We start from the raw sequence: 12,994 nt of genomic DNA, 5'->3' as shown, positions 1-12,994 counted from the left end.
ATTTGCCGTTGGCGACATGTGCGCCTGGCATCAGTCTTTCTCCGCGGTGGCCTTCTTCGCCTGATCCAGCCAGCGGGTCAAGGCTTCTTCAGCGGCGGCGTTAACTTCCTGGAAGGTGGGATTTCGCCTGGCCTCGGACTGACTGATTAGATAGGTGAAAAACCGGTTGAACAACTCCTCGGGGATCTCCAGAGTGAGCTTTTTATTTGTCATGAAATTCTCCTATCGGTTGATAAAGCTTATCGCGAGCCACAAAGTCTCGACCACGAATAGGGCGATGCCTACCTGGAAGAGATGATCGGCCAGCCACCTGGGCAGGAAGATATCCGATACCCGGCCGTTCTCCGCCCCGGCCTTTTCGGCCATGATCCGAAGCGGGCACGTCCAGCGGTTGAAGATGAGCACCACGCCTTCGATCAGGTGGGTGCCGTAGGTTACCGCCAGCAGCCAGGTAAAAACCCCTGCGGCCGCGGCGTAGATGTTGTAAAAGAAACAACCCAGCATGAACCAGAAGACAGCGGAGTGAACCGTTTTAATCCAGAAAATCTGCCGGTCGCGGCTAGCGGCCATCGTCAGAGAAGACACTGCCCGGTTTCGGCCTCGGGTTCTTCCCGGGCGGCGGTCAAGCCCTCCCGCAGCGCCTGGCGGATGTCGCGGACGGGGATCAGCTTGAAATCCGTTGACGGCGGTTTGATCCTGGCATTGACCGGGACGAGCGCCTTCCTGAAACCCAGCCGGTCGGCCTCGGCCAGCCGGCGTTCGATCTGCGGCACGTTCCTGATCTCGCCGGAGAGACCCACTTCGCCGATGGCGACAAGCTGCGGATCGACCGGCGCGTTTTTGTAGCTCGATGCTATTGCCAGGGCGGCGGCCAGGTCGGCGGCAGGTTCCGCCACGTGGAGGCCGCCGGTGACCGAGGCGATGACATCCTGCGTCCCCAGTTTCAAGTAAGCCCGCCGCGACAGCACGGCGGTGATGATAAGCAGACGCCCGAAGTCGAGGCCGTTGGCCGTCCGCCGCGGCTGGCCGAAGCTGGTCATGTTGGTCAGGGCCTGGATTTCGACGAGGAGAGGGCGGGAGCCCTCCAGCACCGGCACCACGGCCGAACCGACAGTGTTCTGGCGGTCGCGCGATAAGAAGACCTCGGAGGGGTTGTCCACCTGCCGCAGGCCGTCTTCTTTCATCTCGAAGATGCCGACCTCGTTGACCGAGCCGTAGCGATTCTTGACCGACCGCAGGATGCGATAGCTGGAGAACGGTTCGCCCTCCAGGTAGAGAACGGTGTCCACGATGTGTTCCAGGAGTCGCGGCCCGGCGATGGCGCCGTCCTTGGTGACGTGCCCGGCGATTAGTACCGGCGTCTGAGACGCCTTGGCCCAGGTCACCAGGCGCGCGGCGCACTCCCGCACCTGGGACACGCCGCCGGGGGCCATCTCGATGTCAGAAGTGTAGACCGTCTGGATGGAATCGATGATGACCAGGGCCGGTGAGAGCTTGTCCATCTCGGCGATGATCTGGTCGAGGTCGGTCTCGTTGAGGAGGTAAAGCCCGCCGCCCTCGATGCCCAATCTCTTGGCCCTCATCTTGATCTGCGGCCGCGTTTCCTCGCCGGAAACGTACAGCACGGGCGATTTGGACGATTCGGCGGTCTGCGCCGCCACCTGAAGGAGCAGCGTTGACTTGCCGATGCCCGGCTCGCCGCCGAAAAGGATCAAAGATCCCGGTACCAGGCCGCCGCCCAGTACCCGGCTGACCTCGCCCATTGAAAGGGGGATACGCTCGTGGCCGGTCGAAGCGACTTCGGACAGAGCCTGCGGCGCGTTAGTGAGGGCGCGGCGGAGGGATGTCGCCTTCACGACGGCGACGGTCTGCTCGAAGAGCGTATTCCACTCGCCGCAGCCGGGACACTTGCCCTGCCATTTTGGGGACTCCTGGCCGCAGCCGGAGCAGACGAAGACGACGCGGGACTTAGGCATGGGCAAACTTTAGCGCAACGGGGCGGCGGGCGCAAGCAAGGCATCGGCCGCAAGGACTAGTCCATACCTGACCTTAAGGGGAGTTTTTGACAACCGGCGCCGCAAGAGGCTATCCGCCGCGGGCGGGCCTCGTTGTATCTGATGTAAAACGACTGGTCGACCCAAAATAAAAAGGAGAAAGATATGGGAAAATCACTCAAAAACAAGAGCCTGCTTTGGGGTTTGATGCCGCTATTGATCCTGACTATGGTCCTGGGAGGATGCGCCGCGCCCAACGCCGAGGCGGCCAACGAACCTGAAATCACCGACAACAACCCGCCCGTCGTGCCGCCTCTCGACGACCGCACCACTTCGGTCCAGATCGAGCTGACCTACGACGAACTATTGAGCCAGAAGCATATCGTCAGGGACGTCACCGTCGCCAAGCCCGGTTCGGTCATCGTCACCCTGGCCTCCAATCCTTCCACCGGCTTTAGCTGGGCAGAGGCGGTTATTGGTGACGGGGCTTTGCTTTCGCAGTATTCCCGCCAGTTCGTTGAGCCTTCGTTGATGATGCCCGGCGCCGCCGGTAAGGATGTCTGGACATTCAAGACTCTGGCAGCTGGCGTCACAACGATCAAATTTGAATACTCTCAGTCATGGCAGGGCGGCCAGCAAGATGCCTGGACGCTGACGCTCAACATTACCGTTAATTAGTTGTCGGCTGTCTGAATAGAAGGGGAGGATGAGAGTCCTCCCCTTCTATTCGACCAAAAACCACTAGTTGACGGGCTAACTTACAGGTGTTATGCTTGGCTAACCGACTCGCTTTTCCAGGAGACTCTTATGAAGATAGCCATCGCCTCGGATGACGGCAAGAATATCTCGCAGCACTTCGGCCGGGCGCCGTACTACATCGTTTACACGATAGATAACGATAAGGTCACCGCCTGTGAGGTGCGGGATAAGGTCGGCCATCATAGCTTTCTCCATGAGCACGGCAACGAGCCACACTCCTGCCACGGCGAGCATGGCGCCGACGCGGCGTCGCAGAATAAGCATAAATCCATGCTTTCTGCCGCCGAGGACTGCGGGGTCATCGTCGCCGGACACATGGGCGGCGGCGCTCACCGGAGCATGATTGAGAAGGACATCGAGCCGGTGCTGACCGACCTCAAAGACCCGGACGAGGTAATCAAAGCCATGATCGAAGGGCGGTTGGAGAACCGTATGGACCGACTGCATTGAGGAATCGAGGAAGAAATGCCCATCTATGACTTCAAATGCCGCGCCTGCGGCGCCGTGACCGAACTTCTGGTGTCATACACCGGCAAATGCGCCAACTTTGCTTGCGGGTCATGCGGCGGCGCCGACCTGGAAAAGCAGCGCTCCATCCCGGTCGTCCTCAACCGCTGCAACCCCGGCGGCAAGACCTGCTGTGGGGCCGAAGACCGCAGCCAGGTGTCATCCTGCGGCGGCGGTGGTGGCGGCGGCAGCTGCTGCGGCCACTAGACCGCGGTTTTTTCGCGCTTTTTGAGGAATGCCTTGGCCATGGTGCGAGCCTTGGGGCTGGGCGCTTTGACGTAGCCGCGGACGAACTCCAGCACCGCCGCCTTATCCTCGACATCGTCGAAAATTTTATCCAGCGACTCGATGGCGTAGGCGGCGATCAGCGCCTTCCGAGCCGGGGTGTGGTGGGTCTTATCGATGCTTATCAGCAGCTTGACGATGTCCTCGCGGAGTTCCGGCTTGGCTTTATGGACCGCCGCGGCGTTTAAAGCCACGTGCATTGGAGCGATGAGGGTGTTGTCATCCAGCAGCGAGAAGTATTTGTAGAAAACCTCGTCGAACCGGTCATCGGCGTCCGCTGCTGTCATGCCGGCCAGAAGGTAGATGGCGATGTACTTGGCATCGACGCCGGAGTGGTCAAGCATGGCGGCGATACTGTACCAGTGCCGCTGGTACAGGCGCGCCGGATTCCCCTCGACGAGTTTTTGAAGCGACAGGAAGCTCCGCTGCTTGGTTATCAGGTCTTTCGATGACAATCCGGCGACAAGCTCGGCCAGCTTTCCGTCGTCGGTAGTTGATTGTGTCACCAGCGCAGCAATCTCAGTTTTGGTGGGTTTCATGCTGCCATCGCCTTCTTCAGCCGCCGCACCGCCTCTGAAATATCCTCGGCCGTCACCATGCGATGAGTCACCGCCCGCACCCGACTGGTTCCTACGGAGATCATCTTGACCCCGGCCTCGGCGGCTTTTTTGACGAAATCGGCGGCGGGAATTTCGCCGGTGCCGATCATTACGATGTTTGTCTGGGGTTTCTCGACTTCGAGTCCCGGAATCTGCCGCAGCCCTTCAGCCAATGCTTGCGCGTTCCTGTGGTCGTCGGCCAGCCGCTCGACGCAGGTCTCCAGACAGACGATGCCCGCCGCGGCGATGATTCCGGCCTGGCGCATGCCGCCGCCGACCATCTTGCGCAGCTTTCTGGCCCGGGCGATGAAATCTCCAGTGCCGCACAGCACCGAACCCACCGGCGCCGAAAGGCCTTTTGACAGGCAGAAGCAGACCGAATCCACCGGCCGGCACAGGTCTGAGGCTGGCACGCCCAGGGCTACCGCAGCGTTGAAAAGACGGGCCCCGTCGAGGTGTACGAGTAGATTATGGCGCCGGGCTGTTTTGGCGGCTTCGATGGTGTATTCCACGTCCAACACCGCGCCGCCGCAGAAGTTGTGGGTATTTTCAAGGCATAAGAGTTTCGACGGCGGCCAGTGCAGGTTCTTGCCCCTCACCGCCCCCTCGATCCTTTCGAGGTCGATGGTACCGTCCGGGTTGTTGGGCAGCGTCCGCAAGCTTACCCCGCCCAGCGCCGCGGCGCCGCCGGCTTCGTTCAGAAATATGTGCGCCTTCTCGCCGAGGATGATTTCGTCGCCGTGGCGGGTATGGCTCATCACCGCGATAAGATTGCTCATCGTGCCGCTGGGGGTGAAAACAGCGGCTTCTTTGCCGGTGATCGCGGCGGCCATCTCCTCCAGCCGGTTGACGGTGGGGTCTTCTGAAAAGACGTCGTCGCCGACTTCAGCGCAGAACATCGCCTGGCGCATCTCCTGAGTCGGATGGGTAATGGTATCGCTTCGTAAGTCTATCAAACGCATCCCGGCAAGCCTCGGTCAAAGTTTTCAGATGATTGTACACCGCTTCAGTCAGGCTGTCATTCAAGTATCGGAAATCAGCTCTAATCCTTTGGTACGTAGCGCCGTCCCTTCCGGATAGCGTATAATAAACACTATGTTCAACGGAGAAAGAGTCGCCGCAATAATCGCCGCCGCCGGCCGCAGCGAACGCATGCAGGGGGTGGACAAGATTTTCACTCTGCTTGGCAACCGCCCGGTGCTGGCGCGGACGGTATACCCTTTTGAATGCCACCCGATGATCGACCGCATCATCATCGTCCTCAACGCTGAGCGTATGGGCGAGGGCAAACGGCTGGCGGACTATGAAAAATGGCGCAAGGTCACTGACATCGTTGCCGGGGGCGAGCGACGCCAGGACTCGGTCATGAACGCGCTGAAGAGGCTCGAAGGCGATGCCAAGTGGGTCTTCATCCATGACGGCGCCCGGCCGCTGATGCGGCTGCACCAGATTGACGACGGCATTGAGGCTGCCGCCGAATCCGGCGCCGCGGTCTCCGCCGTGCCGGTGACTGACACGATCAAGCTTTCCAGAGAAGACGGCGTGATCGAAACTACTCTGCCGCGGGAGCGGCTGTGGGCTGTTCAGACGCCTCAGGTTTTCCGCTATGACCTTATCCGCCGGGCTTACGAAGCCGCCGAAGACGCTTCGGTCACCGATGACGCCTCGTTAGTGGAACGCCTGGGAGCGGCGGTTAAGATTTTCCAGGGCACTTACGGCAATATCAAGATAACCACGCCGGAAAGCCTGGCCACTGCTGAAATGCTGTGGCGCAGAAGCGGGGAATAAGATGAAAATGCGCACCGGTCTGGGTTATGACGTCCACCGACTGGCGCCCGGCCACAGGCTTGTCCTGGGCGGCGTGGAGATTCCCTGGAGCCACGGCCTGATCGGCTGGAGCGACGCGGATGTCCTGCTCCATGCTGTCATGGACGCGCTTCTGGGCGCCGCCGGCCTGGGCGACATCGGCGCCCACTTTCCGCCTGGCGATCCCCAGTATAAAGGCATCTCCTCCTTGAAACTGCTGGAGCGCGTCGGCGGTATGCTCACGAATAATGGTTGGAAGGTTGGCAATATCGACGTCACCGTGGTCGCCGAGCAGCCCAAACTTCGCGGCCACGTACCGGCCATGTGTCACAATATCGCCAAAACCCTGGGTATCGATCCGACCGATGTGAACATTAAGGCCTCCACCTCCGAGGAGTTGGGCTTCATCGGCCGGGAAGAAGGCATGGCCGCCTGGGCATCGGCGCTGATCGAAAAATAGGCTTCGCCACAACCCCGTGGCCGTGATATACTCGCCGCTATGAAAATCTCGAACACTCTCACCGGCCGCAAGGAAGAATTTATTCCCGAGGGCGACCCGGTCAAGATGTATGTCTGCGGCATCACGCCGCAGTCCGCGGCCCATATCGGGCACGCCATGAGCTACATCAACTTCGACGTCATTCGGCGCTTTCTGCTGTACCGCGACTACCGGGTAAAATACGTTCAGAATTTCACCGATGTCGATGACAAGATCATTGCCAAGGCCGCGCCCCTGGGCATCACCCCGCTGGAACTGGCCGACCGCAACATCGCCGATTTCCAGGCCGATATGGCCGCTCTGAACATCATGCCCGCTGACGCTTACCCCAGAGTGACGCGTGAGATTCCGTCGATCATCGAACTGGTACAGGGCCTGGTTAACAAAGGATTTGCCTACGAGGCCAAAGGCTCGGTTTATTTCCGGGTGACCAAACTCGACGATTACGGCAAGCTTTCACACCGCACCCTGGACCAGATGCAGGCCGGCGCCCGGATCGAGGTCGGGGAGGATAAAGAACACCCCATGGACTTCGTGCTGTGGAAGGCGGCCAAGCCCGGTGAGCCGTCCTGGGATTCGCCCTGGGGCAAGGGGCGGCCCGGCTGGCACATCGAATGCTCGGCTATGAGCCGCAAGTACCTGGGCGAGACGATAGATATCCACGGCGGCGGCGCCGACCTGATCTTCCCCCACCATGAAAACGAGATTGCCCAGTCGGAAAGCTTTACCGGCAAAAAGCCCTTCGTCCGCTACTGGCTGCACAACGGTCTGCTGCAACTCGGCGGCGAGAAAATGAGTAAGTCCGTCGGTAACCTGATTACCATCAAAGATTTCCTGTCGAGGAACTCCGCCGACGCCCTGCGCATTTTTGTCCTTAGCTCGCATTACCGCAGCCCGCTGACCTTTTCGGTGGAGGTCATCGACGGCGCGGAGAAAGGCGCCCAGCGGCTGGCCCAGGCGCTCCAGGCGGCGGGCGGCGGCAAGGTTGTCGCATTCGACGGCGAGGCTTATCGCAAACGCTTCATCGAGACCATGGACGATGACTTCAACACGCCGCGGGCTCTGGCTACGCTGTTCGATTTGGCCCGCGACCTGAACCGCATTGATTCTGAGGGCGGCGACGCCTCGGCAGCTAAAACTTCGCTCCGGGAATTGGCGGATGTCCTCGGCTTGAGGTTAGTGGCTGCGAAGACCGCCGCCGATAGTGGGGAAATCGCCGAGACCGGTGCCGAGATTTTCCGGGAACTTGACCGCGATGTCCCGGACTGGAACGGCGACGCCGGGAAGGCCATGGCGGATGTTATCGCCCTGCGGGCTGAACTGCGCAAGGCTAAAGATTTCGCTAATGCCGACGTCCTCCGTGGTAAACTGGAGAGCATCGGCGTCAGCTTGAAGGACACGCCCTCAGGTACTACCTGGGAGTACAAGCCAAAATAGTATTGTCATTCCCGCGTAGGCGGGAATCCACCGGGCGGACTGGTTGGACCCTGCAGGCGCGATCCTTCGGTTGAAGGACGTCGCCCGCCGGTTTTGTCCGGGGTAAAAGACTCTCATCTTGACATTATTCCCTCCCTGTCGTATCATTTCGGTAGTTGGCGAAATACCGAACTGATATGAGCGAAAGCGTTTATAAAGCCCTGGCCGACGCCACCCGGCGCAGAATCTTAAAACTGCTTGGCGAGCGGCCGATGACCGCCGGCGAGATCGCTGAAAAATTTGACCTGGCCAAATCCACCCTTTCCGGTCATTTTTTGGTTCTAAAAAACGCTGACCTGATCCAGGAAGAGCGCCGCGGCGCCACCATCGTCTACTCGCTGAATCTTTCAGTCGTTGACGAGACCATGGCGGCGTTGATGGATCTGTTCAAGGTCGGCAAGTCTTCTTCAATGGAGGAACCCAAGCTGTCATGAAAATAACCTGGCGCAGCGAAGCGCTCAACCTGATACTGTTGGCCGCCATGTTCGTTATTTCGGCGGCGAGCTGGTCATCAGCGCCGGACCGTATTCCGGTTCACTGGGATATCACTGGCCAGCCGGACCGCTTCGGCGGCAAATTCGAAGGTCTGTTCTTCCTGCCGCTGATGGCCGCCGGAATCTACCTGCTGCTCCTGTATCTGCCCCGCCTTGATCCCAAACGCGTCAACTACGAGAAGTTCGGCGGCGTTTACCGCATCATTCGGACGCTCCTGGTAGTCTTCATGTTCGGCCTCCACGGCGTTATCGTAGCGTCGGCGGTACATGAGGTACCGATCGATGTCGGCACAGCGGTCATGGTCATGGTCGGCTTGATGCTGGCGGTGCTCGGCAACTACTTCGGCAAGTTGAAGCCCACCTGGTTCGTCGGCATCCGCACCCCGTGGACGCTGACCTCAGAACTGTCCTGGATTAAAACCCACCGGCTTGGCGGCAGGATTTTTGTCGTCTTCGGCCTGCTTATGGCCTTGGCTGGCATCGTCGGGGAGCCGTGGCTGTTTATCGGCGTGATGGGCGCCTTCCTGGCTTCCATCGTATTTCTGATGATCTATTCTTACACCGTCTGGAAGGCGGATCCGGACCGCGGCAACGGTCCCGTAAAATAGTAGGAGAGGTCTATGAAAACTCTGGGTTTTGTGCTTTTCGGCGTTGCGCTGGTGGCCATGGTCGGCGTTTTTATCTGGGCACTGACCGCGGATGCCGGTGAAATCCCCGGGGTGGCCTGGATCATCGGCGGTTCGCTGGGTGCCGGCACCATCTTCTTACTGGCCGCGGCCATCCGCGACCGTCTGAAAGCTAAAAAGGATGAACAATACTTAAAAGGAGTGGACAATTGATCGTCGTAACCTCGCCATCCATCCCCGGTAAAACCATCGTCAAGACCATCGGTCTGGTCAGAGGTTCCACCATCCGTGCCAAGCATATCGGCAAGGACATTATGGCCGGCTTCCGCGGCATGGTCGGCGGAGAAATCAACGAATACACTCAGATGATGGCTGAATCCCGCGAAGAAGCGCTGAAGCGCATGATCGCCGACGCCGAAAAAAAGGGCGCCAACGCCGTCATCAGCATGAACTTCGGCACCTCTATGGTCATGACCTCAGCCGCTGAATGCATCGCTTACGGCACCGGTGTCGTCGTCGAGTAATTATCCGCGGTGAATCGTTTGCTGGCAGGGCTGGTCCCGGTCTGGGGCGCGGCGCTGGCCGTTATCGTTGCCGCTGACGGCTCAGTCACCGGTCGGATTCTTCGGGTTGCCGTCGTCGTTGAGCTCGTCGAAGGTGAACACCTGAGTTCGTCAAGCTTATCTGACAGGAACAGCCTCAGCCAAGTCTCTATTCTTCAGTATTCTCGAGTATATGCCCTTGCACGGCCGCTTACGGATTGGTATAATGGCAAGTTGTTTTTATCTGGAGGTGCGCCATTTACGCTATAGTTGAATCCGGCGGCAAGCAGTATAAGGTAACTGAGGGTCAGACCCTCGATGTTGATCATTTGAATGTGGAAGACGGGTCTACCGTCGAGATGGATCGTGTTCTGTTCTTCTCTGATGGGCAGAATGACATGATCGGCAAACCGGTAGTTGAAGGTGCCAAGGTTGTCGCCAAGGCTGAAGGCACCGGCATGGGTGAAAAAGTCCGCGGTCTGCGCTTCAAAGCCAAGAGTCGCGCCCACACCCGCGTCGGCGGCCGCGCCGTGTTCACCCGCCTGAAGATCGAAAGCATCGTTGCCCCCAAGTAACATAGGAGATTTGAAAAATGGCTCATAAAAAAGGCGGCGGTTCAAGCCGCAACGGACGAGATTCCAAACCCAAGATGCTGGGTGTCAAGCGCTACGGCGGCGAACGGGTATTGGCCGGCACCATCCTGGTGCGCCAGCGCGGCACGCCCATCAAAGCCGGCGAGAACGTTGGCATCGGCCGGGACCACACCCTTTTCGCCCTGGCTGACGGCATCGTGGAGTTCGCCCCCACGGCCAACAACCGCAAGATGGCCAGCGTCAAGACTGTCTAGGAGTGACCATGAAAGAGAAATTGCACCCCAAGTTTTTCCCTGAATCCAAGGTGACCTGCTCCTGCGGCAACACCTTCCTGCTGGGCTCGACCAAGCCGGAGATCAAAGTGGAGCTTTGCAACAAGTGCCACCCGTTCTACACCGGCGAGAAGCGCATGGTGGACACCGCCGGCCGCGTAGACCGCTTCAAGCAGCGCTACGGCCTCAAGGATAAGTAAACTGTTTTGTCGATTCAAAAGGGGGCGGCGATAAACCGCCCCTTTTTTGTTAGATCGGGTTTTGTGGAGTAAGATTCCGGCATGACGCAAAAATTCTACTACGGCGGCCAGGCGATCATCGAGGGCGTCATGATCCGCGGCCAGAAGTCGCTGGTGACCGCCGTCCGCCGCCCCAAAGGAGAAATCCTGGTCGAAGCCAGGCCGCTGCCGAAGATTTACACCGGCAGGCTGCGCCAGCTCCCGTTTTTCCGCGGCGTTATCGTCCTGCTGGAGGCGATGCTGCTCGGTGTCCAGGCGCTGATGCGCTCAGCTGACGTCGCCCTGGAGGAAGAGACAGAAGAGGTCTCGCCCTGGGTGATGTGGGGCATGGTCGGCTTCTCGCTGGCCCTGTCGGTGGCCATCTTCTTCCTGACGCCGTTGTTTTTAGCCAATCTACTCGGCGATCTGCTCGGCTCGGGATTCCTGTTCGCGCTTGTCGAGGGGTTGATCCGCCTGGCACTGTTCATCGCATACCTGGCCGCCATAGGACGCATGCCTGATATCCGGCGCGTCTTTGCCTATCACGGTGCCGAGCATCAAACCATCAACGCTTATGAGCACCGGGTGAAGCTGGAGCCCCTGGCCGTCCGCGAATTCTCCACCGCCCACACCCGCTGCGGCACGGCTTTCCTGCTGGCGGTGATGGTTATCGCCATCATGATCTTCAGCCTGCTGGGCAAGCCGGCGTTGTGGCTAATGGTGGCCTCCCGCATCCTGCTGCTGCCGGTTATCGCCGGGCTGTCATATGAATTCACCCGCTACGCCGCCGGCCACGGCGGAAACGCCCTGGTCCAGGCCCTGGCCCGCCCTGGCTTGTGGCTTCAGGCGATGACCACCCGCCAGCCGGAACTGGCCCAGATTGAGGTCGGCATCGCCGCTTTAAAAAAGGCGCTGGTCGACGACCATCCGGAGCTGGAGGCCGAGCTGTACCCTGCGCCGGCGGCGGTCCCCGTAGAAGTCCCGGCCGAACCGGCGCCTGCCGCCGGACCTGACGCCCTGACCTAGCCTGCGCCGCCTTTCTTTGCCCTCGATGGGAATTGGCGGTTGCCTCAGATTTCTACAGCCACGGAAATAAGTCGGCCTTGCCACGGGCGGCAAGGCCGACTTATTGATTTTCGGGGCTTTCGTTTTAGCCCTACGTCTGCGACACGCACTCCATAGTCAGCGGTTCATAGAAGCAGCTCACCTCGCCGGTGTGGCAGGTCGGGCCCATCGGCTCAGCCTTGACCAGGATGGCGTCGTTATCGCAGTCCAGCCACACTTCCTTGACCATGAGCTTGTTGCCTGACGTGGCGCCCTTGTTCCACAGTTCCTGCCGGCTGCGGCTGTAGAACCAGACGCTGCCCGTCTCCAGTGTCAGCTTGGCCGACTCCTTGTTCATATAACCCAGCATCAGCACCTGACCGGTGTTGGCGTCCTGCACGATAGCCGCCACCAGCCCCTTGTCATCCAGTTTGAGACCCTTGCCCTTGACTGCCATGAAAGCTCTTCTCCTCCGACTGTATTATCGACACGAACCCGTTTGGTTATTTAGATTTGGTGTTTTGAGTTGTTTGATTATTGTATCTTGGTTATTGGAAATTGATGATCAGGCGGCGGCGTAGAGGGCCTGCCGCAGGTTGATGGTCCCGGCGTAGAGTGACTTGCCCAGGATGGCACCCGAAGCCCCGATAAGCTTCAAAATCTTCAGGTGGCTGATCGAGGCGATGCCGCCGGAGGCGATCACCGGTATCCGGAGGGCATCGATCAGGTCATACAGGGCGGTAAAGTTGGGTTCGGTCAGCATGCCGTCGCGGGAGATGTCGGTGAAAACGAAGCGGCGGACGCCCAGCGCCATCATCTGCCGGGCGAACTGCAGCACCGGCAGGTCGGTGTCTTCCTGCCAGCCCTTGACCGCCATCTTGCCGTCCCGGGCATCCAGGCTGACAATGACGGATTCGTTGTACTTGGCGCAGGCTTCCTTTACCAGATCCGGGTTTTCGACCGCCGCGGTGCCGATGATGACCCGGTCGATGCCGGCCGAAAGCAGCTTCTTGATACTTTCGATGTCGCGGATGCCGCCGCCTAGCTGGACCGGTACCGACACTGCGGTGACGATCTGGGAAATGACGTCCATGTTGATCATTTCACCGGAAGCAGCGCCGTCCAGGTCGACGACGTGCAGCCGCGGTGCGCCCATGGACTGCCACTTTAATGCCATTTCAACAGGGTTGTCGGAATAGACGGTTTCACGGTTGTAGTCGCCCTGGACCAGCCGCACGCAGCGGCCGCCGCGGATGTCTATGGCGGGGATAATATCGATG

At 59.6% G+C, this 12,994-nt stretch carries 20 protein-coding genes and 1 pseudogene; 14 read left to right on the top strand and 7 right to left on the bottom strand.

Features of this window, described 5'->3' with window-relative positions:
• Positions 1–30 precede the first annotated feature (30 nt).
• From ABV300_RS00625 to radA, 3 genes are read right to left on the bottom strand one after another with little or no spacing between them, the layout of a single operon-like run.
• Complete coding sequence (locus tag ABV300_RS00625; RefSeq protein ID WP_353714649.1) at positions 31–213, bottom strand: hypothetical protein; 183 nt, start codon at positions 211–213, stop codon at positions 31–33.
• Between the two features lie 9 nt (positions 214–222).
• Positions 223–570, bottom strand: a complete 348-nt coding sequence (locus tag ABV300_RS00620; protein WP_353714648.1) for a hypothetical protein — start codon at positions 568–570, stop codon at positions 223–225.
• Positions 571–572: 2 nt separating this feature from the next.
• Positions 573–1,976 carry a DNA repair protein RadA gene (gene radA, locus ABV300_RS00615; RefSeq protein WP_353714647.1) on the bottom strand — a complete coding sequence of 468 codons (1,404 nt, stop codon included), beginning with the start codon at positions 1,974–1,976 and terminating at the stop codon, positions 573–575.
• Positions 1,977–2,159: 183 nt separating this feature from the next.
• On the opposite strand from radA, the gene ABV300_RS00610 reads away from it, so the two are divergent.
• The 3 genes from ABV300_RS00610 (at position 2,160) to ABV300_RS00600 (ending at position 3,467) form a co-directional block, all read left to right on the top strand.
• Positions 2,160–2,672, top strand: coding sequence for a protease inhibitor I42 family protein (locus ABV300_RS00610; RefSeq protein ID WP_353714646.1), 513 nt, complete (start codon positions 2,160–2,162; stop codon positions 2,670–2,672).
• Between the two features lie 129 nt (positions 2,673–2,801).
• Positions 2,802–3,203 carry a NifB/NifX family molybdenum-iron cluster-binding protein gene (locus tag ABV300_RS00605; RefSeq protein WP_353714645.1) on the top strand — a complete coding sequence of 134 codons (402 nt, stop codon included), beginning with the start codon at positions 2,802–2,804 and terminating at the stop codon, positions 3,201–3,203.
• Positions 3,204–3,218: 15 nt separating this feature from the next.
• Positions 3,219–3,467: a zinc ribbon domain-containing protein gene (locus tag ABV300_RS00600; protein WP_353714644.1), complete on the top strand. Its 249-nt coding sequence runs from the start codon at positions 3,219–3,221 to the stop codon at positions 3,465–3,467.
• On the opposite strand, the gene ABV300_RS00595 is transcribed toward ABV300_RS00600, so the two are convergent.
• Positions 3,464–4,084, bottom strand: a complete 621-nt coding sequence (locus ABV300_RS00595) for a hypothetical protein (RefSeq protein ID WP_353714643.1) — start codon at positions 4,082–4,084, stop codon at positions 3,464–3,466. The genes ABV300_RS00600 and ABV300_RS00595 overlap by 4 nt on opposite strands.
• Positions 4,081–5,106: a low-specificity L-threonine aldolase gene (ltaE, locus tag ABV300_RS00590; protein ID WP_353714642.1), complete on the bottom strand. Its 1,026-nt coding sequence runs from the start codon at positions 5,104–5,106 to the stop codon at positions 4,081–4,083. Before ltaE ends, ABV300_RS00595 begins: the two co-directional genes overlap by 4 nt.
• 133 nt (positions 5,107–5,239) lie before the next feature.
• Between ltaE and ispD the strand changes: the two genes are divergently transcribed.
• The 11 genes from ispD (at position 5,240) to ABV300_RS00535 (ending at position 11,696) form a co-directional block, all read left to right on the top strand.
• Positions 5,240–5,932, top strand: a complete 693-nt coding sequence (gene ispD, locus ABV300_RS00585; RefSeq protein WP_353714641.1) for a 2-C-methyl-D-erythritol 4-phosphate cytidylyltransferase — start codon at positions 5,240–5,242, stop codon at positions 5,930–5,932.
• Between the two features lie 7 nt (positions 5,933–5,939).
• Positions 5,940–6,410, top strand: a complete 471-nt coding sequence (ispF, locus tag ABV300_RS00580) for a 2-C-methyl-D-erythritol 2,4-cyclodiphosphate synthase (RefSeq protein ID WP_353715395.1) — start codon at positions 5,940–5,942, stop codon at positions 6,408–6,410.
• A 39-nt stretch (positions 6,411–6,449) separates the two neighbouring features.
• On the top strand, positions 6,450–7,886 hold the full coding sequence (gene cysS, locus ABV300_RS00575) for a cysteine--tRNA ligase (RefSeq protein WP_353714640.1): 1,437 nt from the start codon (positions 6,450–6,452) through the stop codon (positions 7,884–7,886).
• A 176-nt stretch (positions 7,887–8,062) separates the two neighbouring features.
• A complete protein-coding gene (locus tag ABV300_RS00570) occupies positions 8,063–8,359 on the top strand; it encodes an autorepressor SdpR family transcription factor (RefSeq protein ID WP_353714639.1) in 297 nt (98 codons plus the stop codon).
• Positions 8,356–9,027: a DUF1648 domain-containing protein gene (locus ABV300_RS00565; protein WP_353714638.1), complete on the top strand. Its 672-nt coding sequence runs from the start codon at positions 8,356–8,358 to the stop codon at positions 9,025–9,027. Before ABV300_RS00570 ends, ABV300_RS00565 begins: the two co-directional genes overlap by 4 nt.
• A 12-nt stretch (positions 9,028–9,039) precedes the next feature.
• Entirely contained in the window at positions 9,040–9,258 is a 219-nt protein-coding gene (locus tag ABV300_RS00560; protein WP_353714637.1) for a hypothetical protein, read from the top strand.
• The gene (locus ABV300_RS00555; protein WP_058438567.1) at positions 9,255–9,569 is read left to right on the top strand and encodes a YbjQ family protein; all 315 of its coding nucleotides are present in this window, start codon (positions 9,255–9,257) and stop codon (positions 9,567–9,569) included. The genes ABV300_RS00560 and ABV300_RS00555 overlap by 4 nt, the downstream gene beginning before the upstream one ends.
• 260 nt (positions 9,570–9,829) lie before the next feature.
• Positions 9,830–10,162, top strand: coding sequence for a 50S ribosomal protein L21 (rplU, locus tag ABV300_RS00550; RefSeq protein ID WP_353715394.1), 333 nt, complete (start codon positions 9,830–9,832; stop codon positions 10,160–10,162).
• 17 nt (positions 10,163–10,179) lie between these two features.
• Positions 10,180–10,434 carry a 50S ribosomal protein L27 gene (rpmA, locus tag ABV300_RS00545; protein ID WP_353714636.1) on the top strand — a complete coding sequence of 85 codons (255 nt, stop codon included), beginning with the start codon at positions 10,180–10,182 and terminating at the stop codon, positions 10,432–10,434.
• 8 nt (positions 10,435–10,442) lie between these two features.
• Positions 10,443–10,652, top strand: a complete 210-nt coding sequence (gene rpmE, locus ABV300_RS00540) for a 50S ribosomal protein L31 (RefSeq protein ID WP_058438573.1) — start codon at positions 10,443–10,445, stop codon at positions 10,650–10,652.
• Between the two features lie 81 nt (positions 10,653–10,733).
• Complete coding sequence (locus tag ABV300_RS00535; RefSeq protein WP_353714635.1) at positions 10,734–11,696, top strand: DUF1385 domain-containing protein; 963 nt, start codon at positions 10,734–10,736, stop codon at positions 11,694–11,696.
• A gap of 157 nt (positions 11,697–11,853) precedes the next feature.
• On the opposite strand, the pseudogene hisI reads toward ABV300_RS00535, so the two are convergent.
• Positions 11,854–12,171 (bottom strand): annotated as a pseudogene (gene hisI / locus ABV300_RS00530) (phosphoribosyl-AMP cyclohydrolase); the annotation flags it as partial.
• Between the two features lie 108 nt (positions 12,172–12,279).
• Entirely contained in the window at positions 12,280–12,993 is a 714-nt protein-coding gene (gene hisA / locus ABV300_RS00525) for a 1-(5-phosphoribosyl)-5-[(5-phosphoribosylamino)methylideneamino]imidazole-4-carboxamide isomerase (RefSeq protein WP_353715393.1), read from the bottom strand.
• Position 12,994 lies beyond the last annotated feature (1 nt).

Source organism: Dehalogenimonas sp. 4OHTPN (genome assembly GCF_040448695.1).
Lineage (GTDB): Bacteria > Chloroflexota > Dehalococcoidia > Dehalococcoidales > Dehalococcoidaceae > Dehalogenimonas.
Note: the sequence above shows the minus strand (reverse complement) of the source record. Positions and strands in the feature narration are given on the sequence as shown.